Source organism: Mycobacterium sp. AT1 (assembly GCF_002043095.1).
Taxonomy (GTDB): domain Bacteria; phylum Actinomycetota; class Actinomycetes; order Mycobacteriales; family Mycobacteriaceae; genus Mycobacterium.
The window spans coordinates 113,676-140,673 of the sequence record NZ_MVOC01000016.1; the positions used below are offsets into that span (position 1 = coordinate 113,676).

General features: G+C 68.9%; 27 protein-coding genes. 18 read left to right on the top strand and 9 right to left on the bottom strand.

All coding sequences use genetic code 11. The annotated features are described in order from the left end of the window. From sufD to B1790_RS09105, 3 genes are read right to left on the bottom strand one after another with little or no spacing between them, the layout of a single operon-like run. Entirely contained in the window at window positions 1-1,203 is a 1,203-nt protein-coding gene (gene sufD / locus B1790_RS09095; protein ID WP_079922888.1) for a Fe-S cluster assembly protein SufD, read from the bottom strand. Then, on the bottom strand, window positions 1,200-2,633 hold the full coding sequence (sufB, locus tag B1790_RS09100; protein WP_056548125.1) for a Fe-S cluster assembly protein SufB: 1,434 nt from the start codon (window positions 2,631-2,633) through the stop codon (window positions 1,200-1,202). The genes sufD and sufB overlap by 4 nt, the downstream gene beginning before the upstream one ends. Then, window positions 2,630-3,394: a helix-turn-helix transcriptional regulator gene (locus B1790_RS09105; RefSeq protein WP_369832316.1), complete on the bottom strand. Its 765-nt coding sequence runs from the start codon at window positions 3,392-3,394 to the stop codon at window positions 2,630-2,632. The genes sufB and B1790_RS09105 overlap by 4 nt, the downstream gene beginning before the upstream one ends. A 76-nt stretch (window positions 3,395-3,470) precedes the next feature. Between B1790_RS09105 and mptB the strand changes: the two genes are divergently transcribed. From mptB to B1790_RS09125, 4 genes are read left to right on the top strand one after another with little or no spacing between them, the layout of a single operon-like run. Next, window positions 3,471-5,180: a polyprenol phosphomannose-dependent alpha 1,6 mannosyltransferase MptB gene (mptB, locus tag B1790_RS09110; RefSeq protein WP_079922889.1), complete on the top strand. Its 1,710-nt coding sequence runs from the start codon at window positions 3,471-3,473 to the stop codon at window positions 5,178-5,180. Then, the gene (locus B1790_RS09115) at window positions 5,177-6,142 is read left to right on the top strand and encodes an ABC transporter ATP-binding protein (protein ID WP_079922890.1); all 966 of its coding nucleotides are present in this window, start codon (window positions 5,177-5,179) and stop codon (window positions 6,140-6,142) included. Before mptB ends, B1790_RS09115 begins: the two co-directional genes overlap by 4 nt. After that, a complete protein-coding gene (locus B1790_RS09120; RefSeq protein ID WP_233165027.1) occupies window positions 6,139-6,927 on the top strand; it encodes an ABC transporter permease in 789 nt (262 codons plus the stop codon). Before B1790_RS09115 ends, B1790_RS09120 begins: the two co-directional genes overlap by 4 nt. A gap of 47 nt (window positions 6,928-6,974) precedes the next feature. Then, window positions 6,975-7,946 carry a heme A synthase gene (locus B1790_RS09125; RefSeq protein WP_079922891.1) on the top strand — a complete coding sequence of 324 codons (972 nt, stop codon included), beginning with the start codon at window positions 6,975-6,977 and terminating at the stop codon, window positions 7,944-7,946. On the opposite strand, the gene B1790_RS09130 is transcribed toward B1790_RS09125, so the two are convergent. Then, the gene (locus tag B1790_RS09130; protein WP_079922923.1) at window positions 7,881-8,834 is read right to left on the bottom strand and encodes a RimK family alpha-L-glutamate ligase; all 954 of its coding nucleotides are present in this window, start codon (window positions 8,832-8,834) and stop codon (window positions 7,881-7,883) included. The two genes, B1790_RS09125 and B1790_RS09130, sit on opposite strands and share 66 nt — an antisense overlap. Window positions 8,835-8,852: 18 nt before the next feature. Between B1790_RS09130 and B1790_RS09135 the strand changes: the two genes are divergently transcribed. After that, window positions 8,853-9,827: a quinone oxidoreductase gene (locus B1790_RS09135; protein WP_079922892.1), complete on the top strand. Its 975-nt coding sequence runs from the start codon at window positions 8,853-8,855 to the stop codon at window positions 9,825-9,827. An 8-nt stretch (window positions 9,828-9,835) separates the two neighbouring features. Next, window positions 9,836-10,267: an alternative ribosome rescue aminoacyl-tRNA hydrolase ArfB gene (gene arfB, locus B1790_RS09140; RefSeq protein WP_079922893.1), complete on the top strand. Its 432-nt coding sequence runs from the start codon at window positions 9,836-9,838 to the stop codon at window positions 10,265-10,267. Window positions 10,268-10,279: 12 nt separating this feature from the next. Here the strand turns inward: arfB and B1790_RS09145 are convergent, their stop codons facing one another. Further along, window positions 10,280-11,218 (bottom strand): heme o synthase, encoded by a 939-nt coding sequence (locus B1790_RS09145; protein WP_142271187.1) that lies wholly within the window; start codon window positions 11,216-11,218, stop codon window positions 10,280-10,282. A 217-nt stretch (window positions 11,219-11,435) separates the two neighbouring features. Between B1790_RS09145 and tkt the strand changes: the two genes are divergently transcribed. The 10 genes from tkt to B1790_RS09195 are packed head-to-tail and all read left to right on the top strand — an operon-like array spanning window position 11,436 to window position 21,172. Continuing rightward, window positions 11,436-13,529 (top strand): transketolase, encoded by a 2,094-nt coding sequence (gene tkt, locus B1790_RS09150; protein WP_079922895.1) that lies wholly within the window; start codon window positions 11,436-11,438, stop codon window positions 13,527-13,529. 5 nt (window positions 13,530-13,534) lie between these two features. Next, a complete protein-coding gene (gene tal / locus B1790_RS09155) occupies window positions 13,535-14,656 on the top strand; it encodes a transaldolase (protein WP_198951954.1) in 1,122 nt (373 codons plus the stop codon). Between the two features lie 3 nt (window positions 14,657-14,659). Continuing rightward, window positions 14,660-16,216 carry a glucose-6-phosphate dehydrogenase gene (zwf, locus tag B1790_RS09160; protein ID WP_079922897.1) on the top strand — a complete coding sequence of 519 codons (1,557 nt, stop codon included), beginning with the start codon at window positions 14,660-14,662 and terminating at the stop codon, window positions 16,214-16,216. After that, a complete protein-coding gene (gene opcA, locus B1790_RS09165) occupies window positions 16,216-17,127 on the top strand; it encodes a glucose-6-phosphate dehydrogenase assembly protein OpcA (protein ID WP_079922898.1) in 912 nt (303 codons plus the stop codon). Before zwf ends, opcA begins: the two co-directional genes overlap by 1 nt. Beyond that, a complete protein-coding gene (gene pgl / locus B1790_RS09170) occupies window positions 17,120-17,860 on the top strand; it encodes a 6-phosphogluconolactonase (protein WP_079922899.1) in 741 nt (246 codons plus the stop codon). The genes opcA and pgl overlap by 8 nt, the downstream gene beginning before the upstream one ends. A gap of 20 nt (window positions 17,861-17,880) precedes the next feature. Then, on the top strand, window positions 17,881-18,258 hold the full coding sequence (locus tag B1790_RS09175) for an ATPase (protein WP_079922900.1): 378 nt from the start codon (window positions 17,881-17,883) through the stop codon (window positions 18,256-18,258). A gap of 8 nt (window positions 18,259-18,266) precedes the next feature. After that, window positions 18,267-19,571, top strand: coding sequence for a cytochrome P450 (locus B1790_RS09180; protein WP_079922901.1), 1,305 nt, complete (start codon window positions 18,267-18,269; stop codon window positions 19,569-19,571). A 25-nt stretch (window positions 19,572-19,596) separates the two neighbouring features. Further along, window positions 19,597-20,208, top strand: coding sequence for a nitrile hydratase subunit alpha (nthA, locus tag B1790_RS09185; RefSeq protein ID WP_079922924.1), 612 nt, complete (start codon window positions 19,597-19,599; stop codon window positions 20,206-20,208). Then, complete coding sequence (gene nthB, locus B1790_RS09190; protein ID WP_079922902.1) at window positions 20,208-20,870, top strand: nitrile hydratase subunit beta; 663 nt, start codon at window positions 20,208-20,210, stop codon at window positions 20,868-20,870. Before nthA ends, nthB begins: the two co-directional genes overlap by 1 nt. Continuing rightward, window positions 20,867-21,172 (top strand): nitrile hydratase accessory protein, encoded by a 306-nt coding sequence (locus tag B1790_RS09195; protein WP_198951955.1) that lies wholly within the window; start codon window positions 20,867-20,869, stop codon window positions 21,170-21,172. Before nthB ends, B1790_RS09195 begins: the two co-directional genes overlap by 4 nt. On the opposite strand, the gene ppc is transcribed toward B1790_RS09195, so the two are convergent. Genes ppc through B1790_RS09210 form a run of 3 tightly spaced genes read right to left on the bottom strand, consistent with a single transcriptional unit; the run spans window position 21,169 to window position 24,952 of the window. After that, complete coding sequence (gene ppc, locus B1790_RS09200; protein ID WP_079922903.1) at window positions 21,169-23,970, bottom strand: phosphoenolpyruvate carboxylase; 2,802 nt, start codon at window positions 23,968-23,970, stop codon at window positions 21,169-21,171. The genes B1790_RS09195 and ppc overlap by 4 nt on opposite strands. A gap of 35 nt (window positions 23,971-24,005) precedes the next feature. Next, window positions 24,006-24,353: a hypothetical protein gene (locus B1790_RS09205; RefSeq protein WP_142271177.1), complete on the bottom strand. Its 348-nt coding sequence runs from the start codon at window positions 24,351-24,353 to the stop codon at window positions 24,006-24,008. 14 nt (window positions 24,354-24,367) lie between these two features. Then, a complete protein-coding gene (locus B1790_RS09210; protein WP_079922905.1) occupies window positions 24,368-24,952 on the bottom strand; it encodes an MspA family porin in 585 nt (194 codons plus the stop codon). Between the two features lie 109 nt (window positions 24,953-25,061). Here B1790_RS09210 and B1790_RS09215 point away from each other — a divergent pair, with 109 nt between their 5' ends. Together B1790_RS09215 and B1790_RS09220 are read left to right on the top strand one after the other, a co-directional pair. Then, complete coding sequence (locus B1790_RS09215) at window positions 25,062-25,283, top strand: hypothetical protein (RefSeq protein ID WP_142271179.1); 222 nt, start codon at window positions 25,062-25,064, stop codon at window positions 25,281-25,283. A 141-nt stretch (window positions 25,284-25,424) separates the two neighbouring features. Further along, complete coding sequence (locus B1790_RS09220) at window positions 25,425-26,696, top strand: ankyrin repeat domain-containing protein (protein ID WP_079922926.1); 1,272 nt, start codon at window positions 25,425-25,427, stop codon at window positions 26,694-26,696. Here the strand turns inward: B1790_RS09220 and secG are convergent. Beyond that, a complete protein-coding gene (gene secG, locus B1790_RS09225) occupies window positions 26,680-26,916 on the bottom strand; it encodes a preprotein translocase subunit SecG (protein WP_079922907.1) in 237 nt (78 codons plus the stop codon). The two genes, B1790_RS09220 and secG, sit on opposite strands and share 17 nt — an antisense overlap. Window positions 26,917-26,998 lie beyond the last annotated feature (82 nt).

The window sequence follows — 26,998 nt, forward strand, 5'->3', positions numbered from 1 at the left end:
TCAGCTGTCTCTTGCTTCCGTGATGGCTAGTTCTCGTTCAATGGCTTCGGTGAGTCGCTCGCGGACCGCGGGCACGGCGATCTTGGCGATGATCTCGCCGAAGAAGCCGCGCACGACCAGGCGGCGGGCCTGGTCTTCCGGGATGCCGCGGGCACGTAGGTAGAACAACTGCTCGTCGTCGAAACGTCCGGTGGCACTGGCATGTCCGGCGCCGACGATCTCGCCGGTCTCGATCTCCAGGTTGGGCACCGAGTCGGCGCGCGCGCCGTCGGTGAGCACCAGGTTGCGGTTCGCCTCGTAGGTGTCCGTGCCGGTGGCCTCCGCGCGGATCAGCACGTCGCCGATCCAGACGGTGTGGGCGTCGGGCCGGTCGGAGTCCGGATCGCCTTGCAGCGCACCCTTGTAGAGCACGTCGGACTTGCAGTTGGGCTGGGCGTGGTCGACGAGCAGCCGCGACTCGAAGTGCTGGCCGTCGTCGGCGAAGTAGGTGCCGAGCAGCTGGGCGTCTCCGCCGGGTCCTGCGTAGCGCACCGTGGCCGAGGTCCGCACGACGTCGCCTCCCAGGGTGACGGCGACGTGGGTCAACGTCGAGTCCTTGCCGAGACGGGCATGGTGCGCGCTGACGTGCACCATGTCGTCGGCCCAGTCGGCGATCCAGATGACGTTGACGCCCGCGGCGTCGCCGACGACGATCTCGACGTTGTCGGCGTACGTTCCGCTGCCGCGCAGGTCGACGACGAACGTGGCCCTGGCCAACTCTTCGACGCGGATCTGCAGGTGGCCGTAGGCGGTGACGCCCTCGCCGGGTCCGGTGACGGTGATCTCGACGGGCTCGGCCACCTCGGCCTCGCGTGCGACGGTCACGATGGTGGCCGTCTCGAACGACGAGAATGCCTGTGCCGCAACGCGGTCGGCGGGGACCCCGCCCTGCCCGAGGCGGTCGTCGTCACGCGTGACGGTCTCGACCGTCACGCCGGCGCGCTCGCCGACCTCGACGACCGCGTGTCCGGTCGCGGGGGCCGATCCGTCATGCAGGCCGCGCAGTCGCTTGAGCGGCGTGAACCGCCACAGCTCGTCACGGCCGCCGGGCACCTCGAAGGCGTCGACGTCGAACGAGCTGAACTGCTCGCCCTTGTTGGCGGCGGCCAGTGTCGACCCGCCGTTCTTGATGCCCTCGGCAGCTTCGGTCAAGTTCGAGGTCATCCGACGGCCCCTTCCATCTGGAGCTCGATGAGCCGGTTGAGCTCCAACGCGTATTCCATCGGAAGCTCCTTGGCGATGGGCTCGACGAAGCCGCGCACCACCATGGCCATGGCCTCGTCCTCGGTCATGCCGCGGCTCATCAGGTAGAAGAGCTGATCGGCGCTGACCTTGGAGACCGTGGCCTCGTGCCCCATCGTCACGTCGTCCTCGCGGATGTCGACGTAGGGGTAGGTGTCGCTGCGACTGATCGAATCCACCAGCAGCGCATCACACTTCACGCTGGACCTGGAACCGTGTGCGCCCTTGTTGATCTGGACGAGGCCGCGGTAGGACGCCCGGCCACCGCCGCGGGCGACGGACTTGGAGACGATGTTGCTCGACGTGTTGGGCGCCAGGTGCAGCATCTTGGCCCCGGTGTCCTGGTGCTGGCCCTCGCCGGCGAACGCGACCGAGAGCACCTCGCCCTTGGCGTGCTCACCGGTCATCCACACGGCCGGGTACTTCATGGTGACCTTGGAGCCGATGTTGCCGTCGACCCACTCCATGGTGGCGCCGGCTTCGGCGCGCGCCCGCTTGGTCACCAGGTTGTAGACGTTGTTCGACCAGTTCTGGATGGTCGTGTAGCGGCACCGGCCGCCGGGCTTGACGATGATCTCGACGACCGCGGAGTGCAGCGAGTCGCTCTTGTAGATCGGCGCCGTGCAGCCCTCGACGTAGTGCACGTAGGCATCCTCGTCGACGATGATCAGCGTGCGCTCGAACTGGCCCATGTTCTCGGTGTTGATCCGGAAGTACGCCTGCAGCGGGATGTCGACGTGGACGCCCTTGGGGACGTAGATGAACGATCCACCGGACCACACCGCGGTGTTCAGCGCCGAGAACTTGTTGTCCCCGGCCGGAATCACGGTGCCGAAGTACTTCTGGAACAACTCGGGATGCTGCTTCAGCGCGGAGTCGGTGTCGAGGAAGATGACGCCCAGCGCCTCCAGATCCTCACGGATCGAGTGGTAGACGACCTCGGACTCGTACTGCGCCGCGACACCGGACACCAAGCGCTGCTTCTCGGCCTCCGGGATGCCGAGGCGGTCGTAGGTGTTCTTGATGTCGGCGGGCAGGTCGTCCCACGTGGCGGCCTGCTTCTCGCTGGACCGCACGAAGTACTTGATGTTGTCGAAGAAGATGCCCTCGAGGTCGGAACCCCAGTTCGGCATCGGCTTCTTGCCGAAGGTGCGCAGCGCCTTGAGACGCATGTCGAGCATCCACTGCGGCTCGCTCTTCTTGCTGGAGATGTCGCGTACGACGGCCTCTGACAGGCCGCGCTGTGCGCTGGCACCGGCGACGTCGGAGTCCGACCAGCCGTAGCCGTACGTCCCCAGTGAGGCGATGGTCTCCTCTTGAGTCAGCTGAGGCGCTTCGGGTGTGGTCGTCATGTCGACGCTCCTTGATTCTCGATGGCTGATCGGTGCGATTCGGCGCGGGCCGTGCGCCGGGCGGGCTCGGGGATGAGCGGTACGTGCGTTGTGCACGCGCAGTCGCCGTTGACGATGGTCGCCAACCTCTGCACGTGGGTTCCGAGGATGTCGGAGAAGGCTTCCCGCTCGGCTTCACACAGCTCGGGGAACTCCTCGGCGACGTGTGACACCGGGCAGTGATGCTGGCAGATCTGCACGCCGTCGATCGGGCCGGTGACCCGCGTCGTGGTGGTGGCGTATCCAGCGCCGGTGAGGGCCACGGCCACCCGGTCGGCTGCCGTGGCGACGTCGCCGCCTGCCGTCCTGTTCGAGACGCCGGACAGAATGGTGTCGATGCGTCGTCGGGCGAAGGTGCGAATGGCGTCGTCACCGCCCACCTCGCGTAGCTGCCGCATGGCGGCCACGGCCAGGTCGTCGTAGGCGTGGTCGAGCTTGGCCCGCCCCGCGGCGGTCAGTCGGTATCGCTTGGCCGGACGTCCCCGCCCGTGGTGTTCCCACGAGGCTGCGGCGTTGGACTCGGCATCGCCGCCGTCGACCAGCGCGTCGAGGTGCCTGCGCACCCCAGCTGCGGAAATGCCCAGCCGATCGCCGATGTCGCCGGCGGTCGTCGGGCCCTCGAGCAGCAGTTGCACGATGGCGCGACGGGTGTGTCCGTCGGACGACGACGCAGTGCCGGCGGATGGCCCACCGGCAGCAAGTGTCTCCGTTCGGATTTTCACAACACCATTGTGACGGAATTCGACAAACGGGTCTAGCAAGGCGACCCTTAGGTAGCTCACTTACTACGCTGCACAGATGGCCACCCGTCCGTCGATGAGCACCGCAGTCGCGCGGTGGCACGCCGACGAGACGACTGTCGGATCTCCGCTCATCGGCTCCGACGTGGCGTTCCTGCGGCGTACCCGGGTGTTCGGCGCCACCGGCACGGTGCTGATGGCCATCGGCGCACTGGGCGCCGGGGCCCGACCGGTGGTCCAAGATCCGACGTTCGGAGTGCGCCTCCTCAATCTTCCCTCCCGCATCCAGACCGTGTCGCTCACCATGACCACCACCGGCGCGGTGATGATGGCTCTCGCCTGGCTGATGCTTGGCCGATTCGCCCTTGGCAGCCGGCGCATGTCCCGCAGCCAGTTGGACAGAACCCTGCTCATCTGGGCGCTGCCGCTGCTGTTCGCCCCGCCGATGTACAGCAAGGACGTCTACTCCTACCTCGCGCAAAGTCAGATCGCCCGCCTCGGCCTCGACCCATACCGCGTCGGGCCCGCTCCGGGGCTCGGACTCGACCACGTCTTCACCCTGTCGGTCCCCAGCCTGTGGCGCGAGACACCCGCGCCCTACGGCCCGCTGTTCCTCTGGATCGGCAGGGGCATCTCGGAGATCACCGGCGACAACATCGTCGCCGCGGTCCTGTGCCACCGGCTGGTCGTCCTTGGCGGCGTCGGGCTGATCGTGTGGGCCACTCCGCGGTTGGCGCGACGGTGCGGGGTCGCCGAGGTCAGCGCACTGTGGCTGGGACCGTGCAATCCGCTGCTGTTCATGCACCTCGTCGCGGGCATCCACAACGAGGCGCTGATGCTGGGGCTGATGCTCACCGGGACCGAGTTCGCCCTGCGTGCCATCAGCCGCACCCGGGACAACTACCCGGCTGGTCCCCTGGTGCCACGGCCATTGCACTGGCCCCGCGACCGTGCCGGGTGGATGCGCTGGAAACCGCTGGCGATGCTCATCGCGGGGACCGTACTGATCACGATGGCCTCCCAGGTGAAGTTGCCCGCCCTGCTGGCGGTCGGATTCGTGGCGGTGGCCTTGGCCGCCAAGTGGGGCGGATCGTTCCGCGCCCTGCTCGTCGCCGGTGGTTCCGTCTCGGCCATCACGGTCGCCGTCACGGTGTTGATCGGCTGGGCCAGCGGCCTGGGCTTCGGCTGGCTGTTCACCCTCGGCACCGCCAACGTCGTGCGGTCGTGGATGTCGCCGCCGACGCTCATCGCACTCGGTACCGGCCAGGTCGGAAACCTGCTTGGCTTGGGCGACCACACCACCGCGGTCCTTGGCCTGACCCGTGCCATCGGTGTGATCATCATCGCAGTGCTGGTGACGTGGCTCCTGCTGTCGGTGCTGCGGGGCCGACTGCACCCCGTCGGCGGCCTCGGCGTGGCTCTCGGCGTCACCGTCCTGCTGGCACCCGTGGTGCAGCCCTGGTACCTGCTGTGGGCGATCATCCCGCTGGCCACCTGGGCGTCCCGGCCGGGATTCCGCGGAACGGCGATCGCGATGACGCTGTTGGTGGGCATTTTCGGGCCGACCGCCAACGGCGACCGGTTCGCCCTCTTCCAGATCGTCGACGCCACAATCGCGAGCACGATGATCGTTGCGATCCTCATCGCCATCACCTACACCCGACTGCCGTGGCGACCGCTGCCGGAAGCCGACGGCGGCGACGGGCGGGCGTCAGCGCCACCGGTGCCACCGGCCGCCAACTCCGACGCCTACGCTGAGACACCGTGACCTCCCGTGACGCGGCAGTTGGCTCCTCGCGCGAGCGCTCGTCGGACACCCCCGTGCGGTTGCGCGGGGTCACCAAGCGCTACGGGTCGACGACCGCCGTGGACGGACTCGATCTGGACGTGCAACGCGCCGAGGTGCTGGCCCTGCTAGGGCCGAACGGCGCAGGCAAGACGACGACCGTCGAGATGTGCGAGGGGTTCATCAAGCCCGACTCGGGTTCCATCGAAATCCTCGGCCTCGACCCGGTCGTCGACAACGCCCGCCTCCGGGAGCGCATCGGGGTGATGTTGCAGGGCGGCGGCGGCTACCCCGCGGCCAGGGCCGGGGAGATGCTCGACCTCGTCGCCGCCTACTCGGCCAATCCGCTGGATCCCGCGTGGCTGATGGACACTCTCGGGCTGACGGATGCGGCCAAGACCACCTATCGCAGGCTCTCCGGCGGCCAGCAGCAACGACTGGCCCTGGCATGCGCCGTGGTCGGGCGGCCCGAGCTGGTGTTCCTCGACGAGCCGACCGCCGGGATGGACGCACACGCGCGCATCGTCGTATGGGATCTCATCGACGGTCTACGGCGCGACGGCGTCACGATCGTTCTGACCACCCACCAGCTCACCGAGGCCGAGCAGCTGGCCGATCACCTCGTGATCGTCGACAACGGCGTCGCGGTGGCCAAGGGCACGCCCGCGGAGTTGATGGGCCGAGGCGCCGAGAACCAGCTGCGCTTCTCCGCGCCGCCGAAACTCGACCTGTCCCTGCTCATTTCGGCCCTGCCGGAGACTTACCTCGCCAGCGAGGTCAGCCAAGGCGAATACCTCGTCGAGGGCTTGATCGATCCGCAGGTGCTGGCCACCGTCACCGCGTGGTGCGCGCGACTCAACGTGCTGGCCACCGACATGCGGGTGGAGCAACGCAGCCTCGAGGACGTGTTCCTCGACATCACCGGGCGGGAGCTTCGTTCGTGACCGTCAATCGCTTCGAACCTGGCACGTTCACGCCGGACCCACGACCGGCAAGCGTGCCGAGCATGCTGGCCGCTCAGTTTCGCCTCGAGCTCAAGCTGTTGCTGCGCAACGGCGAACAGCTGCTGCTGACGATGTTCATTCCGATCACCCTGTTGGTCGGGCTGACGCTCCTGCCGCTTGGCTCGTTCGGCCCGAACCGGGCGGCGACGTTCGCGCCTCCGATCATGGCGCTCGCGGTCATCTCGACGGCGTTCACCGGTCAGGCCATCGCGGTCGCCTTCGACCGCAGGTACGGGGCCTTGAAACGCCTGGGGGCGACGGCACTGCCCGTGTGGGGCATCATCGCCGGAAAGTCGCTCGCCGTCGTCACCGTCGTGTTCCTGCAGTCGATGCTGTTGGGCGCCATCGGGATTGGACTGGGCTGGCGCCCGGCGGTCGCGGGTTTGGCGCTCGGGGGGCTGATCATCGCGCTTGGCACGGCCGCCTTCGCCGCCCTCGGTCTGCTGCTCGGCGGCACGCTCAAGGCCGAGATCGTGCTCGCGATCGCCAACCTGCTGTGGTTCGTGTTCGCCGGGCTTGGTGCACTCACGCTGGAGAGCGACCTCGGCGGCGGCGTGGTCTCGCAGACGGTTCGGTTCATCGCCAGGCTCACCCCCTCCGGCGCGCTGACCGAAGCGCTCGGCCAGGCCATGACCGTGTCGGTCGACTGGTTCGGGGTGGCGGTGCTGGCTGCCTGGGGCGCGCTGTCCGCGCTGTGCGCGTTGCGCTGGTTCCGCTTCACCTGAGCCGCCCCTACTACGACCTGTAGTTAGAGCTGCTCTACGATCGGGCCATGGTCGTCGGACGCTCGTTGCTGCGGGTTGTGGACGTCCTCCCCCTGCCTAGTCTGCGCACTCAGCGCATCATCGCGGCCGCCGTCGTCTTCACGCAGGGCGGCATCGCCGTCACCGGTGCAATCGTCCGGGTCACCGCCTCCGGGCTGGGCTGCCCCACCTGGCCGCAGTGCTTTCCAGGCAGCTTCGTTCCCGTCCCCGTGGCCGAGGTGCCGATCGTCCACCAGGTCGTCGAGTTCGGCAATCGGTTGATCACGTTCCTCGTCGTCCTGACGGCGGCGCTGGCCGTGCTGGCGGTCGTCCGGGCGCGGCGGCGCCGAGAGGTGGTCGTCTACGCCTGCCTCATGCCCGCGTCGACGGTGCTGCAGGCCGTGTTGGGCGGCATCACGGTGCTCACGGGGCTGCTGTGGTGGACCGTCGCGATCCATCTCCTGGTGTCCATGGCGATGGTCTGGCTGTCGGTGCTGCTGTTCGTCAAGATCGGCGAGCCGGACGACGGGGTGGCCGCGTTGGCGGTGCCGAACCCGCTGCGCCAGTTGACCGTCCTCTGCGGCATGGCCCTTGCCGTCGTCCTCGTCACCGGCACGATGGTCACAGGAGCGGGTCCACACGCCGGAGACAAGAGCATCGAGTCCCCCGTACCGCGGCTCGGGCTCGACATCGTCACCCTCGTCTACCGACACTCTGCGCTGGTCACGGCCTACCTGTGCCTGCTGATCGGCCTCGCCTTCGCGCTGCTCGCCGTGCGCGCACCACGACCCGTCACGATGCGCGTCGTCGTCCTGCTCGTGCTGGTCGCCCTGCAAGGCATGGTCGGCACCGTGCAGTTCTTCACCGGGGTACCCGCCGCATTGGTGGCGGTGCACGTCGCGGGCGCCGCCATCTGCACGGCCGCGACGTCTGCGCTATGGGCGTCGATGCGCCCCCGCGCGCTTGCCGAGCGGCCCGAGGCCCAACCGCTCGAGGGCTGACTCGACCCCGAGCGCGAACTCGCGCTGCTGCAGGCCTCTTGCCGTCTCGTCGAGCTGGCGCCAGCCCAGCGACGGTTCGACGAGTTCCAATTCCAACAGCCGCGGGTCCTCGGGGCCGCCTATGACGTCGACGCGCGCATAGAGGAACTCGCCGACGTCGAGGTCCAGCCGGGCCGCCGCTGCGGTGAGCGCGGCATGCCCGACGTCCCACAGCTCGAAGTCCGGCTCCGCCGGGCGGAGGGTCTCCTCGGCGAAGGTGCCGGACGCGTCGAGCGCGGCCAGTTCGCCGGGCGGCGGCAGCAGCGGTCCCTTGTTGAACGCGTGGGACTGCCGCCCGCCGATGAACACCAGGGCGGTCTCGCCGTCGGCGATCCGCGGGTCGTAGGGCTGCACCAACGCGGTGTGGCCGTCCGCCTGCAAGGCCTGCGCGTGCCCGCGGGCCTGCTCGGCGTCGGTGAACCGTTGCGCCCCCACCGAACCCGCCCCAATGGCGGGTTTGACGACCACCTGCCCGTCGGGAACACGGACGGACTCCCCCGGCCCGAAGAACGCGCTCGGCACCACGGGAACACCTGCCGCCTCGAGATCGGCGAGGTACCGCTTGTCGGTGTTCCACGCCACCACGGCAGGGGCGTTGACCAGATTCGGCACGCGCCGGGTCCAGGCGAGGAACTCCTCGAGCCGCTCGGTGTAGTCCCACGTCGCCCGCAGGATGACGAGGTCGGCCTCCAAGGTCTCCGGGTCGTCCCAGGACAGCCACCGCGCGTGCAGACCTCGCGTCCGCAGCGCGGGAATCAGCCCGGCGTCGTCGCCGTCACCCTCGACGAGAGCGCTGCAACCTGCAAGGACGATGCGGGGATGCCCAACGTCGGGCCGTGCGAGCTTCACGTTGGAATGATAGAGGGCATGCACGCGATCGAAGTGACCGAAACCGGCGGCCCCGAAGTCCTCACCTACGTCGAGAAGCCCCCACCGACGCCCGGCCCCGGCCAGGTGTTGATCAAGGCCGACGCCATCGGCGTCAACTTCATCGACACCTATTTCAGATCCGGGCTGTACCCGCGGCCACTGCCCTTCGTCGTCGGCACCGAGGTCTGCGGCACGGTGGCCGCCGTCGGAGACGACGTCGCGGCACTCAACGTCGGTGATCGCGTCGTCACGGCCCAGGCCGACGGCGCGTACGCCGAGTACACCGTCGCGCCTGCCGACTTCGTGGCCTACGTGCCGGACGCCGTCTCCGCCGAAGTCGCGGCGTCCTCGCTGCTGAAGGGCATGACGGCGCACTACCTGCTCAAGTCGGTCTACCCCGTACAGCAGGGCGACACGATCCTGGTGCACGCCGGCGCGGGCGGCGTCGGTCTGATCCTCACGCAGTGGGCTACCAGCATGGCGGTCAAGGTCATCTCCACCGTCTCGACGAACGCCAAGGCCGAGCTGTCCCGGCAGGCCGGCGCGGTGGAAGTGCTGGACTACCCCGACGATCCTGCGGAGTTCGGCGCCAGGATCAAGGAGCTCACCGGCGGCAACGGCGTCGCCGCCGTGTACGACGGGGTCGGCGCGTCGACCTTCGAGGCCAGCCTGGCCAGCCTCGCCGTCCGGGGCACGCTCGCGCTGTTCGGCGCGGCCAGCGGACCCGTGCCCCCGTTCGACCCGCAACGCCTGAACAGTGCGGGCTCGCTGTTCCTGACCAGGCCAACGCTGGCGCACTACACCCGCACGGCGGACGAGTTCTCCTGGCGGGCGGGCGAACTGCTCGACGCCATCGCCACGGGGACGCTGTCGATCACCGTCAGCGAACGCTACGACCTGGCCGACGCGGCCAGGGCGCACGGCGATCTGCAGGGCCGCAAGACCGTCGGCTCCGTGGCGTTGGTTCCGTAGCTCCCGACGTGGCAGACGACCTGGTGGTCACCCGGACCTTCGTGGTGCCTGCGGCCGAACTCGGCGAGCGCTTCTCGAGGTCGTCGGGGCCGGGTGGCCAAGGTGTGAACACCGCCGACAGCCGGGTCGAGCTGTCGTTCGACCTGGCCCGCTCGCCGTCGGTCCCGGAGCATCTGCGGTATCAGATGCTGTGCCGACTGCGCACCAGGCTGGCCGGCGGCGTGCTGACCGTGACGGCCAGTGAGCATCGCGGGCAGCTGCAGAATCGGGCCGCTGCGCGCGAGCGAATGGCCCGCCTGCTGCGGGCGGCCGCGGCGGCTCCCCCGCCGACCCGGCGGCCGACGAAGCCGTCGAGGGGTGCCAAGGAGCGCCGTCTCGTCGACAAGAAGCGACGAGGGGGCATCAAGGAGGGGCGGCGCGGGGGCTGGGACTCGAGCTAGCCGATCACCTTGTCAGCCAAAGACCTTGGGAAGCGCGAGCGCCGAGTCGACGGCGAGTGCGCAGAACACCACGGCCAGGTAGTTGTTGGACTGGAGGAACAACCGCAGCGGCTTGACCGGCTCACCGCGTTTCACTCCGGAGTACAACTGGTGGGCCATCGTCAAGAACCAGGCACCGGCCAGCAGGGCGACCGCGGCGTAGAGCCAGCCGGTGGCCAACGCGAGGGCCAGCGTGGTCAGCACCGTCAGCCAGGTGTAGATCAGGATCTGCTTGGTGACCTGACGCTCGGTGGCTACGACCGGGAGCATCGGCACGCCGGCGGCCTTGTAGTCGTCCTTGTAGCGCATCGCCAGGGCCCAGGTGTGCGGCGGCGTCCAGAAGAAGATGATCCCGAACATGACCAGCGCGGGCCACTGAATGGTGCCGGTGACCGCCGACCAGCCGATCATCACGGGCATGCAGCCCGCGGCACCGCCCCAGACGACGTTCTGCGACGTGCGGCGCTTGAGCAGCAGGGTGTAGATGAAGACGTAGAACGCGATCGTCGCGACGGCGAGCACGCCGGAGAGCAGGTTGGTGGTCCACCACAGCCAGGCGAAGGACCCGACCGTCAGAACCAGGCCGAAGATCAGGGCGTGCCGAGTCGGGACGGCGGCACGGGCCAGGGGCCGCAACGCGGTCCGCTTCATGACCTTGTCGATGTCGGCGTCGGCCACGCAGTTCAACGTGTTGGCACCCGCGGCCGCGAGCATGCCGCCGAACAACGTGTTCAGGATGAGGAGCGGGTCGACGGTGCCGCGATCGGCCAGGAGCATCGCCGGGATGGTCGTGACGAGCAGCAGCTCGATCACACGGGGCTTCGTCAGCGCCAGATACGCCAGAAGCGTGGTTCGAACTCTCGCACCGAACCCCTTGCTCGGCGATGCCGAACCACGCGCCTCGGGGGAAATACGGCGCTCGCGAATGCTCACGCAGTTGTTCTCCTCGAATTTCGCGGCAGCACGCTGGCTTCTACTACAGGCGATGGTAGACCGTGGAACCGCGCGCCCACCAATACGGGGTGGCCGTTGGTGAACGCCCGGCCAACTTGGGTGACGCGGCCTGCATCGATGCAACGGTCCGCACTAGGGTATTCAGTGACAGCTTGACGACACGAGGAGCTCGATCGTGACCACAACGGAAGAGATTTCCGCACTCACCCGCCCCAACCACCCCGAAGACTGGGCTGACGTCGACTCGGTCGCCGTCGACACCGTTCGGGTCCTGGCGGCAGACGCGGTTCAGAAGGTCGGCAACGGCCACCCAGGCACCGCAATGAGCTTGGCGCCGTTGGCGTACACGCTGTTCCAGCGTCAGATGCGGCACGACCCGTCCGACGTCCACTGGCTCGGCAGGGATCGGTTCATCCTGTCCTGCGGCCACAGCAGCCTCACGCTCTACATCCAGCTCTACCTCGGCGGATTCGGGCTCGAGCTCGAGGACATCGAGTCGCTGCGGACCTGGAAGTCGAAGACTCCGGGCCACCCGGAGTTCCGGCACACCAAGGGCGTCGAGATCACCACCGGGCCGCTGGGCCAGGGCCTGGCCTCGTCGGTCGGCATGGCGATGGCCGCCCGCTATGAGCGCGGCCTCTTCGACCCCGACGCGGCGCCGGGGACCAGCCCGTTCGACCACTTCATCTACGTGATCGCCTCCGACGGCGACCTCGAAGAGGGAGTCACCAGCGAGGCCAGCTCGCTTGCAGGCACCCAGCAGCTCGGCAACCTGATCGTGTTCTACGACCACAACCAGATCTCGATCGAGCACGACACCAACATCGCCCTCTCGGAGGACGTCCCGGCCAGGTACCGCGCGTACGGCTGGCACGTTCAGGAGGTCGAGGGCGGCGAGAACGTCACCGGCATCGAGGAGGCCATCAAGGCCGCCAAGGCGGTGACCGACAAGCCGTCCTTCATCTCGGTGCGCACGATCATCGGCTATCCCGCACCCACCAAGATGAACACCGGCGGCGTGCACGGCTCGGCGCTCGGCGACGACGAGGTGGCCGCCACCAAGAAGGTGCTCGGGTTCGACCCCGAGAAGACCTTCGAGGTGCGCGACGAGGTCATCGAGCACACCCGCAAGCTGGTGGACCGCGGCCGCGAAGCCCACGAGAAGTGGCAGCCCGAATTCGACGCCTGGGCCGAGCGTGAGCCCGAGCGCAAGAAGCTGCTCGACCGCCTGCTGGCCCAAGAGCTGCCGGACGGTTGGGACGCCGACGTGACGTACTGGGAGCCGGGCTCCAAGGCCGTCGCCACCCGCGCCGCCTTCGGCCAGGTGCTCAACGACGTCGCGCCGAAGCTGCCCGAATTGTGGGGCGGCTCAGCCGATCTCGCCGGAAGCAACAACACCACGATCAAGGGCGTGAAGTCGTTCGGCCCGCCGTCGATCTCCACCGAGGACTTCACGGCGGACTGGTACGGCCGCGTGCTGCACTTCGGCATCCGCGAGCACGCGATGGGATCCATCCTGTCGGGCATCGTGCTGCACGGGCCGACGCGTGCCTTCGGCGGCACGTTCCTGCAGTTCTCCGACTACATGCGGCCCGCGGTCCGGCTGGCGTCGCTGATGGACATCGACACCGTCTACATCTGGACCCACGACTCGATCGGGCTTGGTGAGGACGGACCGACGCATCAGCCGATCGAGCACCTCGCCGCACTCCGGGCCATCCCGAACCTGTCGGTCGTCCGGCCCGGTGATCCCAACGAGACGGCCTACGCCTGGCGCAGCATCGTCGCCCGCGGGAACGGCAGCGGCCCGGTCGGTTTCATCCTGACCAGGCAGGGCATCCCCGTACTCGAGGGCACCAGCTTCGAAGGGGTGAGCAAGGGCGGTTACGTCCTCGGCGGCGGGACCCCCGCCGACGACGCCGACGTGATCATCATCGGCACCGGTTCGGAGCTGCAGTTGGCGGTGGAGGCGAAGAAGTTGTTGGCGGAGAAGGACATCACCGCCTACGTCGTCTCGATGCCCTGCGTCGAGTGGTTCGAGAGCCAGCCGAAGGAGTACCGCGACAGCGTGCTGCCCCCCGAGGTGTCGGCCCGTGTCGCGGTCGAAGCCGCCGTCGCCCAGAGCTGGCACAAGCTGGTCGGCGACACCGGCGAGATCGTATCCATCGAGCACTACGGCGAGTCGGCGGACGACAAGACGTTGTTCCGCGAGTTCGGCTTCACGGCGGAAGCCGTGGCGGCCGCTGCAGAGCGATCACTAGACAACTAGGAGCATTGATGACTCAGAACCCGAACCTGGCGGCGCTCAGCGCCGAAGGCGTCTCCGTATGGCTCGACGACCTCTCGCGGGAGCGGCTGCAGACCGGAAACCTGCAGACCCTCATCGACACGAAGAGCGTCGTCGGCGTCACCACCAACCCGTCGATCTTCCAGGCCGCGCTGTCCAAGGGCGACGCCTACGACGCGCAGATCGCCGAGCTGGCCGAGCGCGGCGCCGACGTCGAGGCCACCATCCGCACGGTGACCACCGACGACGTCCGCAACGCGTGTGATCTGCTGGCCAAGACCTACGAGGCCAGCGACGGCGTCGACGGTCGGGTGTCCATCGAGGTCGACCCGCGGATGGCGCGCGACGCCGACAAGACGATCCTGCAGGCGATCGAGCTGTGGAAGATCGTCGACCGGCCGAACCTGCTGATCAAGATCCCGGCCACCGAGCAGGGTCTGCCCGCGATCACCGCGGTCATCGCCGAGGGCATTTCCGTCAACGTCACGTTGATCTTCTCGGTCGAGCGGCACCGGCTGGTCATGGATGCCTACCTGGAGGGTCTGGAGAAGGCCAAGGAGGCCGGACACGACCTCTCGAAGATCCACTCGGTGGCGTCGTTCTTCGTCTCCCGCGTGGACTCCGAGATCGACTCGCGCCTCGAGGCGATCGGGTCCGACGAGGCCATGGAGCTGCGCGGACAGGCCGGCGTGGCCAACGCGCGCCTCGCCTACGCCGCCTACCAGCAGGTGTTCGTCGGTGGCGAACGGTTTGAGGCACTGGCCGCCGACGGCGCCCGCGTGCAGCGGCCGCTGTGGGCCTCCACCGGTGTGAAGAACCCGGACTACTCCGACACTCTGTACGTCACCGAGTTGGTCGCCAAGAACACGGTCAACACCATGCCCGAGAAGACGATGGACGCGGTCGCCGACCACGGTGAGATCAAGGGCGACACGATCAGTGGCACCTCCGGCGCGGCCCAGATGCTGTTCGACCGGCTCGTGAACGTCGGCGTCGACCTCACCGACGTGTTCCTGACGTTGGAGAACGAGGGCGTCGACAAGTTCGAGAAGTCGTGGGGCGAGCTGATCGAGGCGACCCAGGGTCAGTTGGACCAGAAGAAGTCCTGAGCCTTGAGTAGCACTTCGGTGGGCGACGAGTGGCAGAACCCGCTGCGCGACAAGCTCGACAAGCGCTTGCCTCGCATCGCGGGACCATGTGCGGTGGTCATCTTCGGCGTCACGGGAGACCTGGCCACCAAGAAGTTGATGCCGGCGATCTACGACCTGGCCAACCGCGGCCTGCTGCCGCCGACGTTCGCGTTGGTCGGCTTCGCGCGTCGCGACTGGCAGGACGAGGACTTCGGCGACATCGTGTTGAAGGCGGTGCAGGCGCATGCCAGGACGCCGTTCCGGCAGGAGGTCTGGGACCGACTCAACGAGGGAATCCGCTTCGTCCAGGGCACGTTCGACGACGCCGACTCGTTTGCACGATTGAAGGAGACGCTGGACAAGCTCGACGCCGAGCGCGGCACCGGCGGCAATCACGCCTTCTACCTGTCGATCCCACCGAACGCCTTCCCCACGGTGTGCGAGCAGCTGTCCACGTCGGGGCTGGCGCGGCCCGAGGACGACCGGTGGAGCCGAGTCGTCATCGAGAAGCCGTTCGGTCACGACCTGGAGAGCGCCCGCTCGCTCAACAAGGTGGTCAACAGCGTCTTTCCCGAGTCGTCGGTGTTCCGCATCGACCACTACCTTGGCAAGGAGACGGTGCAGAACATCCTGGCGCTGCGCTTCGCCAACCAGCTGTTCGACCCGATCTGGAACGCGCACTACGTCGACCACGTGCAGATCACCATGGCCGAGGACATCGGCCTTGGTGGGCGTGGCGGCTACTACGACGGCGTCGGCGCCGCCCGTGACGTCATCCAGAACCACCTCACCCAACTCCTGGCGCTGACCGCCATGGAGGAGCCGGTCAGCTTCAGTCCGGCGGAGTTGCAGTCCGAGAAGATCAAGGTGCTTTCGGCGACTCGGCTGGCAGAACCGGTGAGCGAGAACACCTCTCGCGGCCAGTACACCGCGGGTTGGCAGGGTGGCGAGAAGGTGGTCGGGCTGCTGGAGGAGGAGGGCTTCTCTCCGACGTCGACCACCGAGACCTATGCCGCCATCGCCCTCGAGGTCGACACCCGGCGGTGGGCGGGGGTTCCGTTCTATCTGCGTACGGGAAAGCGGTTGGGCCGCAGGGTGACCGAGATCGCCCTGGTGTTCAAGCGGGCTCCGCACCTTCCGTTCGACGCCACGATGACCGACGAGCTCGGCAAGAACGCGTTGGTGATCCGCGTGCAGCCCGACGAGGGCATCACATTGCGCTTCGGATCCAAGGTGCCGGGGCACTCCATGGAGGTCCGTGACGTGAACATGGACTTCTCCTACGGGTCCGCGTTCGCCGAGGACTCCCCCGAGGCCTACGAACGACTGATCCTCGACGTCCTGCTCGGTGAGCCGTCGCTGTTCCCGGTCAACCAGGAGGTCGAATTGTCCTGGGAGATACTCGATCCCGCGTTGGAGCACTGGGCGGCGTCGGACGCCGACGGCGGCAAGCCGGACCCGTACGAGTCGGGCGGTTGGGGTCCGGAATCGGCCACGGAGATGTTGGCGCGAACCGGTCGAGAATGGCGGAGGCCCTAATGATCGTCGACCTGGAGTCCACCACCACGACGGCGGTCAACAAGAAGCTGGACGGGCTGCGGGAAGAAGGCGGCGCGTTCACGATGGCCCGGGTGCTGACCCTCGTCATCGCCCCCGACAGCGAGACCGTTCTCGAGGAGTCCATCGAGGCGGCCAACGCGGCCAGCCGCGAGCATCCCTGCCGCGTCATCGTGGTGCTGCCCGTCGACCGCGACGCCGCCGACGCCAAGCTCGACGCCCAGATCCGTGTCGGTCACGATGCGGGCGCGGGTGAGGTCGTCGTGCTCAAGCTGCACGGCCCACTGGCGGCACAGGCCAGCAGTGTCGTGACGCCGTTCTTGCTGCCGGACACCCCGGTGGTGGCATGGTGGCCCGACGTCGCCCCGCGCGTGCCGGCCCAGGACCCCTTGGGGCAGTTGGCGATTCGGCGGATCACCGACGCCACCTACGGCGTCGACCCGTTGGCGTGCATCAAGAGCAGGCTCGAGGGCTACACCCCGGGCGACACCGATTTGGCGTGGAGTCGGATCACCTACTGGCGGGCGATGCTGACCTCGGCGCTCGACCAGGGCCCGCACGAAGACATCCAGTCGGCGTTGGTCTCGGGCCGCAAGGAGGAACCGGCACTCGACATCCTGGCGGGCTGGTTGGCCAGCCGAATCGACGGTCCGGTGACACGCGCGGTCGGCGAGCTCAAGGTCGAGTTGGTCCGCGCCAGCGAGACGATCACCCTCAGCCGACCCCAGGCGGGCGTCACCGCCACCCTGGCCCGCACCGCCAAGCCAGAAGCCAAACTTCCGTTGGCGCGCAGGGAGACTCGCGAATGCCTTGCCGAGGACATGCGACGACTGGACGCCGACGAGATCTACCTGGCCGCGCTGAAGGGAATCGCCGAGGTGCAATATGTCTGAGATCGTGATCGAAACCTACGCCGACGCCGACTCCCTCGTCGCCGCCGCGGGTGACCGGCTGGTCCTCGCGATCGTCGCGGCCATCGCCAAGCGCGGCGTCGCCTACGTGGTGGTGACCGGCGGCGGCACCGGCGTAAAGCTGCTCAAGCACCTCGCCGACCACGACGACGCGATCGACTGGGGACGCGTGCATCTGTTCTGGGGCGACGAGCGCTACGTGCCCGCCGACGACGACGAGCGCAACGACAAGCAGGCGCGCGAGGCGCTGCTCGACCACGTCGCGATCCCGGCGGCCAACGTGCACGCGATGCCGGCCAGCGACGGTGAATTCGGCGACGACGTCGACGCCGCCGCGCTCGCCTACGAGCAGGTGCTGGCCGCCAACGCCCCCGACGGCTCGCCGACACCGGCGTTCGACGTGCACCTGCTCGGCATGGGCGGCGAAGGGCACGTCAACTCGCTGTTTCCGCATTCTGCGGCCACCGGCGAGACCGAGCGCATGGTCGTCGGCGTCACCGACTCCCCCAAGCCTCCGCCGGTGCGGATCACCCTGACGCTGCCCGCCGTGGTCCGATCACGCGAGGTGTGGCTGGTCGTATCCGGGTCGGAGAAGGCCGAGGCCGTGGCCGCCGCGATCGGCGGCGCGTCGGCGGAGGACGTGCCCGCAGCGGGCGCGGTCGGTCGCGACGCCACGGTGTGGCTGCTGGACCAAGCTGCCGCGGCGAACCTGTAGCAACCCGCATACTGACTGCCATGGCAGACAAGGGCGACGGCCGGCGACGGCAAGCACCGGCGCGGCAACGGATCAGGACGCTGACCCATGCCGCGTTGAACGCCGACGCCACCGTCGAGCAGGTGGAGGCGATCCTCGCCGACCTGGGACAGACGCTCGCCGACCTCGATTCGTCGACGAGCAGTTTGGACGTCACGCTCGAGCGGTTCAACGCCACCATCACCCGGATCGACGAGCTGGCACCGCGACTCTTCGGCGTGGTCGACCGTCTCGAGGCCATCGTCGGCCGGGTGGAACGGATCGTCAGTGTCGGCGAGTCGGTCGTGGCGCCGTTGGCGGCAACCGAGCATGCCGTGCGTGGTGCGCTCACCGCGGTGCGCAAGAGCACCGGCCTGTAGAGGGCGACGTGCCAGGACCACTCGAGGTCCTCGCGGTGGCCGACGGCGTCGGCCTGCCATGGGACGTGCCGGTCAACGACGCGGTGGCCGCGGTGGCCGAGGCCCGCGCGACGTACGGGGATTCGTTCGTGGTGCGCAGTGGACATCAAACTCCGGGTGGCGGCGCCGACTACCTGTTCACGTTCTCCCCGACCGGCGTCGAGTCGTTCTACGCGCTGCCCGAGGAGTCGGCCAGCAAGGGTGTCGCCGACTACCTGATGTTGCGGCGCAAGCTGCCCGACGAGGTGTTCGTGGGCCGGCGACTGCTGCCGGACTCGTTGTTCCGGCGCGACGACGTCTCGTCGTATCTGGCCCATTTGAACCACTCCCTCGACGTGACGGAGGCCGAACTGGGCGAGCGGGGCTCCGTCGAGCTGTTCGCCCTGACGCGGCGGCTCGGTCACCGGATGGGCTTGGCGTCGTGGGCGGGGCCGGGCTGCGCCGACGGTGAGACCTTCGAGCGGTTGGTGCGCGCGTTCGACGCCCTCGACGGGTCGGAGGCCTTCGTGCACCCCGACGCGATGGCGGCGGTGGCCGCCTCGGGCAAGCGCGTCGAGCGAGCCGCGCTCGACGAGATCGCCGACGTCGTGGGAGATGTTGCGCGACAGGTGGACTCGGGTGACTCCCGGGACGACGGGCTGTTCGGCCGGATCGTCGCGGCGTGGGCGGCGGAGCCGACGCACGTCCGCCACCGCGGCATTGCGATGGACGTCGCGCTGATTCACGTCGCCTCGATGTCGAACCTGATGGCCGCGTTGGGCTGGGCACTGGTCGACCTCGTCGAACACCCCGACCTGGCGCGTCTCGTCGCCGCCGGTGACGCCGACCTCGCCCAGCGCTGCGCGCTGGAGAGCACCCGGCTGGCGCAACGTTCGATCATGGCGCGCACCGTGCTGAAGCCGGTCGCCTTCGACACCGGTGCCGGTGTCGTCGACGTACCGACCGGGTGGACGATCGCCACCCTGCTTCCACTGCTCAACACCTCGGCCGCTCCCGGGATGCAGAGCTGGGATCCGGACCGGTGGCACCGGTACCGGCTGGCCGAGGTGAGCGCGTTGGCGTCGCCGATGCTGGTGACCGCCTTCGGGCACGGCAGACACTCGTGCCCGGCGCAGCCGTTCTCGCTGGCCGCGATGACCATGGCGACGATCCGCCTGCTCGGCCGCTACGAGATGACGCCGGGGTGGGACCGGTATCCCCGTCCGGTGCGCGCGCAGATCGGTGGCGTCGCCCGGTCGGCTGACCTTTGTCGGGTCGACTACCGCGCGCGATGATCCTGGGTATCGTCGGCTGGTGGCCATGCACGACGAACCGACGGGGTCGTCCCTGTCCGACCTGGATCTGCGCGTGCGCGCACTGGAAACCGTGCTGACGCAGAAGAACTACGTCACCTCCGAGGCGCTGGACGCGATCGTCGAGGCCCACGAGACCCGGATCGGCCCGCACATCGGGGCCCGCGCCGTCGCACGCGCATGGGTCGACGCGCAGTACCGGGAGGCACTGCTGGCCGACGCGACCACGGCCGTCGCCGAGTTCGCCGACGACGGTCACGTCGGCGAACTCCTGATCGCGGTGGAGAACACGCCCGAGGTCCACAACGTGGTGGTGTGCACGCTGTGCTCCTGCTATCCGTGGGACGTCCTCGGCTTGCCGCCGACCTGGTACAAGTCCTTTGCCTACCGGTCGCGGACCGTCAAGCAGCCCAGAGCCGTGCTCGCGGAGTTCGGTCTGCACGTGGGCCCGGACGTCGCCGTGCGCGTGTGGGATTCGACGGCCGAGACGCGCTACCTGGTGGTCCCCATGCGGCCCGCGGGCACCGAGGACTTCGACGAGGCTCAGCTCGCCGCCCTGGTCGACAGGGACAGCATGATCGGCGTCGGGGTGCCGACGCCTCCCGGCGGGCCGAGCTGATGGACGGCATCCACGACCTTGGCGGCATGGACGGCTTCGGTCCCGTGGTCACCGAAGCCGACGAACCCCGATTTCATCAGCGGTGGGAGGGCCGGGCGTTCGCGGCGAGCATGGCGATGGGCGCCGCCGGCGTCTGGAACATCGACGTGGGTCGGTACGGGATCGAGCGCCTCACGCCGGTGGTGTACCTGTCCAGCTCGTACTACGAGCGGTGGTTGCGGCGACTGGAAATGCTGCTCGTCGAGTACGGCCTCGTCGACCGGGACGAGCTGACGACCGGGCACTCGACCGGCATGGGACGCGACCTGCCGCGCGGCACGTTCACCACGGAGCGGGTGCCTGCGGTGCGGCAGCGGGGGTCGTTCACCCGTGAACCTCGGGCGCCGCGGCGCTTCGAGGTGGGCCAGCGGGTGCGCACCCGCAACGATCACCCGCCCTCACACACCCGACTGCCGCGGTACGTGCGCGGACGCCTCGGCGTGGTCGAACGGCTCCACGGCGCGCACGTCTTCCCCGACGCCGTCGTCGACGGCACCGGCGAGGATCCGCAGTGGCTGTACACCATTCGATTCGACGGCACCGAACTGTGGGGCGAGGACGCCGAACCGGGAACCACCGTGTCGGTCGACGCCTTCGAACCGTATCTCGAGGCCGCCCCGTGACCGAACCGGCCTTCGGGGCACCGTGGCAGGCGCGCGCATTCGCGATGGTGCGCGCCCTGCAGGACGCCGGCGTCGTGACGGCAGGCGAATGGGCAGACGCCCTCGGGGCGGCGATCCGGGCTGCTCGGGCGGCCGGGGACCCCGACGACGGAAGCACCTACTACGACCACTGGTTGGCCGCCCTCGAACGGCTCGTCGTCACCCGGGAGCTGACCACCGACGGCGCGCTGTCGGACTGCCGCACGGCGTGGGCGGACGCGGCGCGCCGTACCCCGCACGGCGCGCCGATAGAACTGGCTTAGCCGCTGTTGCGCAGCGCGGTCGCCAACCCGCTCATGGTGAGCAGGATGCCCCGCTGGACCAGTTCGTCCTCGTCGCCGGAACGGTACCGGCGCAGCAGTTCGACCTGCAGGTGGTTCAGCGGTTCGAGGTAGGGGAACCGGTTGAACACCGAGCGGGCCAGTGCCGGGTTGTCGGCCAGCAGGTCGTCGTTGCCGGTGATGAGCCGCAGCATCGCGATCGTCCGGTCGTGCTCGGCGACGATCTTGTCGAATACCCTGTGCCGCAACGCCTCGTCGTCGACGAGCTCGGAGTACCGGGCCGCCAGGCCCATGTCGGCCTTCGCCAGCACCTGCGCCATGTTGGACAGCACCGAACGGAAGAACGGCCACTTCTCGTAGAGGTCGTGCAGCACGGCCAGCCGCGCGTCTTCCTCGCCGTCGGCGATGAACTCCTCGAAGGCGGTTCCGGTGCCGTACCAGCCAGGCAGCATCACCCGTGACTGGCTCCAGGCCAGCACCCACGGGATCGCACGGAGGTCGGAGATGGCCGTCGTCGGCTTGCGCGAGGCGGGTCGGCTGCCGATGTTCAGCGCGCCGATCTCGCTGACCGGCGTCGACGCCTTGAAGTAGTCGACGAAACCCGGTGTCTCGTGCACCAATTCGGAGTACGCCCGCTGGGCCCGGGCGGCCAGGTCGTCGAGCACCTCGTACGCGTCGCCGGCCAGATCCCCCAGTCCCTCCACGTCGAGCAGCGTCGACTCCAGCGTGGCGGCGAGCAGCGTCTCCAGATTGCGGTGCGCGATGGTCGGTTCGGCATACTTGGCCGCGATCACCTCACCCTGTTCGGTGATGCGCAGCGAGCCCTTCACTGCGCCAGGGGGTTGCGCCAGGATCGCGTCGTAGCTGGGTCCGCCACCGCGGCCCACGGTGCCGCCGCGACCGTGGAAGAGCCGCAGGCGAATTCCGGTCTTGCGGGCCGATTCCACTAGGTCGAGTTCGGCGCGGTACAGCGCCCAGTTCGCGGCGAGGTAGCCGCCGTCCTTGTTGGAGTCGGAGTAGCCGAGCATCACCTCCTGCTGCTCGCCGCGCGCGTGCACCAGCGCCCGGTAGAGCGGGATGTCCAGCACCGCTTCCAGGATCGACGAGCCGCGCTGCAGGTCGTCGATGGTCTCGAACAGCGGCACGACGCCGACGGGGCTGTACGGCTCGTCCCCCGAGGCGTCCAACAGGCCGGCCTCCTTCAGGAACACCGCCGCCTCGAGCATGTCCGACACCGACTGACACATCGAGATGATGTAGTTGGGCACCGCCTGCGGGCCGAACACCCGGACCGCCCTGGCCGCCGCGGCGGTGATGTCGAGTTCCTTGCGGGCCAGTTCCGAGAGCTCGGCACCGGGGCTCACCAGCGGTCGGCGGGTGGCCAGCTCGGCGGTCAGCACGTCCACCCGCTCCGCCTCCGACAGCGACGCGTAGTCGGCGTGCACGCCGGCCCAGGCGAGGAGTTCGGCCATCACCTCTTCGTGGACGTCGGAGTTCTGGCGCAGGTCCAGACCCGAGAGGTGAAAGCCGAAGACGTGCACGGCTTCCCGTAGCCGGGCGAGTCGATCGTCGGCGAGCAGTGAGCTGCCGTTGGCGCGCAGGGACGCGTCGACCACGTCGAGATCGGCCTGGAACTGCTCGGGCGTGTCGTAGCGCTCCATGCCCAGGTCCAGCTGGTACTCGGGTTGGCGGTCCAGGATCGCCGTCGCCGTCGCCGTCAAGCGGCCGTGGATCACCCGCAGGGCGCGACGGTAGGGCTCGTCGGCGCGGGCCGGTTCGCCGCAGGTGTCGGCCAGGTCCCGCAGCTCGTCGCCGATGTGCACCAGTCGCACCGACATCGACAGTTCCTCCTCGAGCGCGGTCAGCTCGACGAAGTAGTGCGCCAGCGCGGTGTACGCGGCGCTGCCGGTGGCCAGTCGGACCACGTCGGCGGTGACGTTGGGGTTGCCGTCGCGGTCGCCGCCGATCCACGACCCGGGCCGCAGGATGGGTTGCTCGAGCACGTGGGCGTCGGGCCAGCGGGCTTGCAGCGCGGTGCGGACCTCGGCGTTGACCTGAGGGATCACCTCGAAGAGGGCGGCCGGGTAGTACCGCAGTCCCGTTTCGATCTCGTCCTGAATCTTCAACCGCGACAACCGAATCAACGCGGTCTGCCACAGCACCAGGATGTTGCGGCGCAGCTCGAGGTCGATGCTGCGACCGTCGTCGGTGCGGGTCTGGCCGTGCATCCGCAAGCGCATCAGTTCGGTGATGCGGTGCTGGGTGTCGAACACCGTCCTGCGGCGGGTCTCCGTGGGGTGCGCGGTGATCACCGGCGAGACCAGCGCGCCGGTCAGGGCGTCGGCGACGGTCTCGGAGTCCAGCTTGGCCGATTCCAGCTTCAGGTAGGTCGCGGCCAGGCTGCTGTTCTGCGGTGGTTCACCCGCCTCGACGTGGACGGCGCGGCGCCGTTCCCGGTGAATGTCCTCGGCGACGTTGGCCAGCAGCGCGAAGTGGGTGAAGGCCCGGATGACGGGAATCGCCTCGTGCACGTCGATGCCGTCGAAGAGGCCGGCCAGGTCCGAGCGGTCGATCTCGGACCGCCGCACCTGGAACGACCCGACGCGGGCTCGCTCCACCAGATCGAAGACGTGATCGCCGTTTTGTTCGCGCACGGTGTCGCCAAGGATGGCGCCGAGGAGACGGATGTCCTCGCGCATCGGTTCGGTGGCCTCCCGGCCGACCTGGGTTCGGCGCACCGAGCCGATGGGTGCGAGGGCGGTATCTGGGGCATCAGCCATGACGACAAGTATCGACGTACCGGGAACCGGCCGCACTACGAGCCTCCGGCGACCGGAACGATCGGCGTCGGGGCCGGGTCCGTCGAGGTGACGGAGTGCGCGGGCGGCGGCGGTGCCTGCCCGTAGGGAAGCACGATCGGCGTCGCGGGCGGGTGCGCGTCACCGCCGTCCGGGTCCCCGGAACTCGAACTCTGTGCGGGCGGCCAGTCCACGCTGGTGGGGGGCCAGCCGTCCCCGCCGCCCGAACCGCCCGAGTCTCCCGGCGGCGGGCAGCCGGAACCCGCCCCGAAGTCGCCGGCGCCTGAGCAGTCGGCGTGCGCGGCACCGGCGGGTGCCATGGTCATCGCCGCCGCGCACAACACGACCGCCGCGTACCGGGTCACCCTCCGCACCGGCCTCACAACGAGAGGATGTCCCCGTAGACGTTGACGCTGTCGTCGGACTTGTCGGTGTCGATCATCACCGAGGCGAAGAACCGGATGGCCACGGCACCACCGCAGGCGTCGACCTTGACGTGCGCGTCGTGGACGACGATCTCGCCGGTGCGGCCCTTGAGCGTCTTCTTCCCCAGTCCGACGTTGGTGATGGTGCCGGGAAGCAGGTTGATCGAGACGTTGCCGCCCAGATCGGCGAAGGGGCCGACGTCGTTCAGCACGTTGCCGCCACTGGAGTTGGGATTGATTCCGACGTCCGCGTCCCCGCCGACGCTGCCGCCCTCGCTGAGGTCGATCTGACAGCCCAGCTGCAGGCCGAAGACGAGCGTGCCCGAATTGACGGCGACGGCGCCGTTGCCGTCGATGTCGGCGGCGGCCTTTCCGGTGACGAAGCCCTCCCTGGTGAACGCCGTCGCGGCCATGTTGGGCACGGAGTTGACGGTCATCCGGGTCAGTGCGGCGCTGAGGTGCCAGCCGTCGTCGGTGTCCGCCGCTTGGATCACGTCGGCGACGGGAACGGGTTCGGCGGCGGCCGTGGGCATTCCCATGCCCGCGCCCACGCACAGGAGGACCGCCGAAAGCGCTCCTGAGCGGAGAAGTCTGGGCACGCGCCGATGGTAGGGGGCGGCACTGGGTGATTCCTGAACGCGATTTCCGGTGCCGGATCGCGTTGCCGCGGGATTGCGGCAGATGGTGGCCTACCTGCGCGCCAACGGCGTGACCGCGTTCCACGAGCCCGGCATCATGTGGGACGTCGAGCCGTGGCAGCTCTACCTGGACGTCCTCGGCGCCCCCGACACCGTGAATCCGGAGCGGCTCAACGAGATTCCCGTTCTCGGCACGGTGTACGAAGGTCGACGGTTCCCCAGCGGCGGTTGATCCGGTAGCGTCGGCCGCGGTGTCCAGGGCGCCTCCGGTCCGCGGAAATGGGTTCAACCCTCCTGGGATGACGATCGTCTCGGCCCGTCCCTCCTTTCGGCCCGACGCAGCGGACTTCGGGTGCGACGAAAGGAGGCCGCCATGGCCCCGTCCCTGCCCAACAATCCCTCTCTCGAGCGGTTCCGCCGCGACGCCCGCCGACTGCAACGCGCGGTACGCGCGAACGACCCCGAGGCCCTCGCCCGCGTGGCGCGTCATCACCCCGCCGGGGCGCCCGCCGACCCGGCGGCGTTCGCGCTGACCGCCGCACAACACGTCGTCGCCCGTGCGGTCGGCTTCAGCAGCTGGCCACGTCTGCAGTCGTACCTACGCGTCGCCGAGCCACTCCGCCGCGACCCGACGGTCACCGTCGACGACGACCCGCTCGCCCGGTTCCTGTCGCTGGCCTGCCTGACCTACTCCCAGGACGACGGTCCCGCCAGGTGGTCGGCGGCCGGTGACGTGCTGCGTGAACACCCCGAGCTGCCCGTCCGAAGCCTGCCCGCCGCGGCCGCCCTCGGTGACGCGACCGCGGTGCGACGACACCTCGACGACCACGCCGGCGGTGCCGACGAGCAGGGCGGGCCGTTCGGCTGGACGGCGCTGTTCCACCTCGCCGCGGCGCGGGTGCCGCAACGGGACCCCGTGGCGACGGCGCGGCTGCTCCTCGACGCCGGCGCGGACCCCAACGCGGGCTACCTCTGGCTCGGTCTGCCGACGCCGTTCACCGTGCTGACGCTGTGCTTTGGCGAGGGCGAGGCGGGCCCGGGGCGACAGCCGCGGCATCCGGCCTGCGACGAGCTGGCCGGCCTGCTGCTGGACCGGGGTGCCGATCCGAACGACGCGCAGACGCTGTACAACCGGATGTTCGCCCGCGACGACGGCCATCTGCGAATCCTGTTGCCCGCCGGGCTCGGTCGAGGCGACGGCGGACCCTGGCAGCGGCGCCTCGGCGAGGCGCTGGAGAGTCCCGCCGAGATGGTGCAGCGGCAGGTCGACTGGGCGAGGGATCGGGGTTTCACCGACCGTCTGGACCTGCTCGCCTCGTACGGCTTCACCACCGGCAGGCCGGCGAGCTCGCCGTCACCGTGGCGGGCGAATCCCTCGGAGCCGCCGATTGCCTCGGCGGGCACCCCCGCAGGCGTGCGCGCACTGGCCGCGGCGGGCGGTGATCTCGACGCCGACGTCGGCGGTCACACGATGTTGCACCACGCCGCCTGGTTCGGCGACGTCGAATTGGTCGAGACGCTACTGGAGTGCGGGGCGAATCCCGACGTGCGCGACGCCGAACACGGCGCTACCCCGTTGGGCTGGGCCGAGCACGGTCACGCCGAGGCGACGGCGGAGATTCTGCGGGTCAGGCGCCGTACTTGATCTGCAGCGCAACCGCGACGATCGACACCAGCCAGATGGCGGTGATGAAGTAGGTCAGCCGGTCGAGGTTCTTCTCGACGACGGTGGATCCCGACAGGCTGGACTGCACGCCGCCACCGAACAGAGTCGACAGGCCGCCGCCCTTGGCCCGATGCAGAAGCACCAACAGGATCACCAGAACGCTGGTGACGACGAGGGTGATCTGCAGGGCGAAAATCATGGTCGCCAGAATACCGGCGACCCGCCGAATCGAGGAATCGGGGTCAGGGCTACGGGTTCGGGGGCGGGTTGATATGACTTGA

Bases quoted from the DNA above. Each gene is read 5' to 3' on its own strand.
- sufD (WP_079922888.1), bottom strand. From the start codon at position 1,203: ATGACCTCGAACTTGACCGAAGCTGCCGAGGGCATCAAGAACGGCGGG.
- sufB (WP_056548125.1), bottom strand. From the start codon at position 2,633: ATGACGACCACACCCGAAGCGCCTCAGCTGACTCAAGAGGAGACCATC.
- mptB (WP_079922889.1), top strand. From the start codon at position 3,471: ATGGCCACCCGTCCGTCGATGAGCACCGCAGTCGCGCGGTGGCACGCC.
- B1790_RS09125 (WP_079922891.1), top strand. From the start codon at position 6,975: ATGGTCGTCGGACGCTCGTTGCTGCGGGTTGTGGACGTCCTCCCCCTG.
- B1790_RS09135 (WP_079922892.1), top strand. From the start codon at position 8,853: ATGCACGCGATCGAAGTGACCGAAACCGGCGGCCCCGAAGTCCTCACC.
- opcA (WP_079922898.1), top strand. From the start codon at position 16,216: ATGATCGTCGACCTGGAGTCCACCACCACGACGGCGGTCAACAAGAAG.
- pgl (WP_079922899.1), top strand. From the start codon at position 17,120: ATGTCTGAGATCGTGATCGAAACCTACGCCGACGCCGACTCCCTCGTC.
- B1790_RS09175 (WP_079922900.1), top strand. From the start codon at position 17,881: ATGGCAGACAAGGGCGACGGCCGGCGACGGCAAGCACCGGCGCGGCAA.
- nthA (WP_079922924.1), top strand. From the start codon at position 19,597: ATGCACGACGAACCGACGGGGTCGTCCCTGTCCGACCTGGATCTGCGC.
- nthB (WP_079922902.1), top strand. From the start codon at position 20,208: ATGGACGGCATCCACGACCTTGGCGGCATGGACGGCTTCGGTCCCGTG.
- ppc (WP_079922903.1), bottom strand. From the start codon at position 23,970: ATGGCTGATGCCCCAGATACCGCCCTCGCACCCATCGGCTCGGTGCGC.
- B1790_RS09210 (WP_079922905.1), bottom strand. From the start codon at position 24,952: ATGGGAATGCCCACGGCCGCCGCCGAACCCGTTCCCGTCGCCGACGTG.
- B1790_RS09220 (WP_079922926.1), top strand. From the start codon at position 25,425: ATGGCCCCGTCCCTGCCCAACAATCCCTCTCTCGAGCGGTTCCGCCGC.
- secG (WP_079922907.1), bottom strand. From the start codon at position 26,916: ATGATTTTCGCCCTGCAGATCACCCTCGTCGTCACCAGCGTTCTGGTG.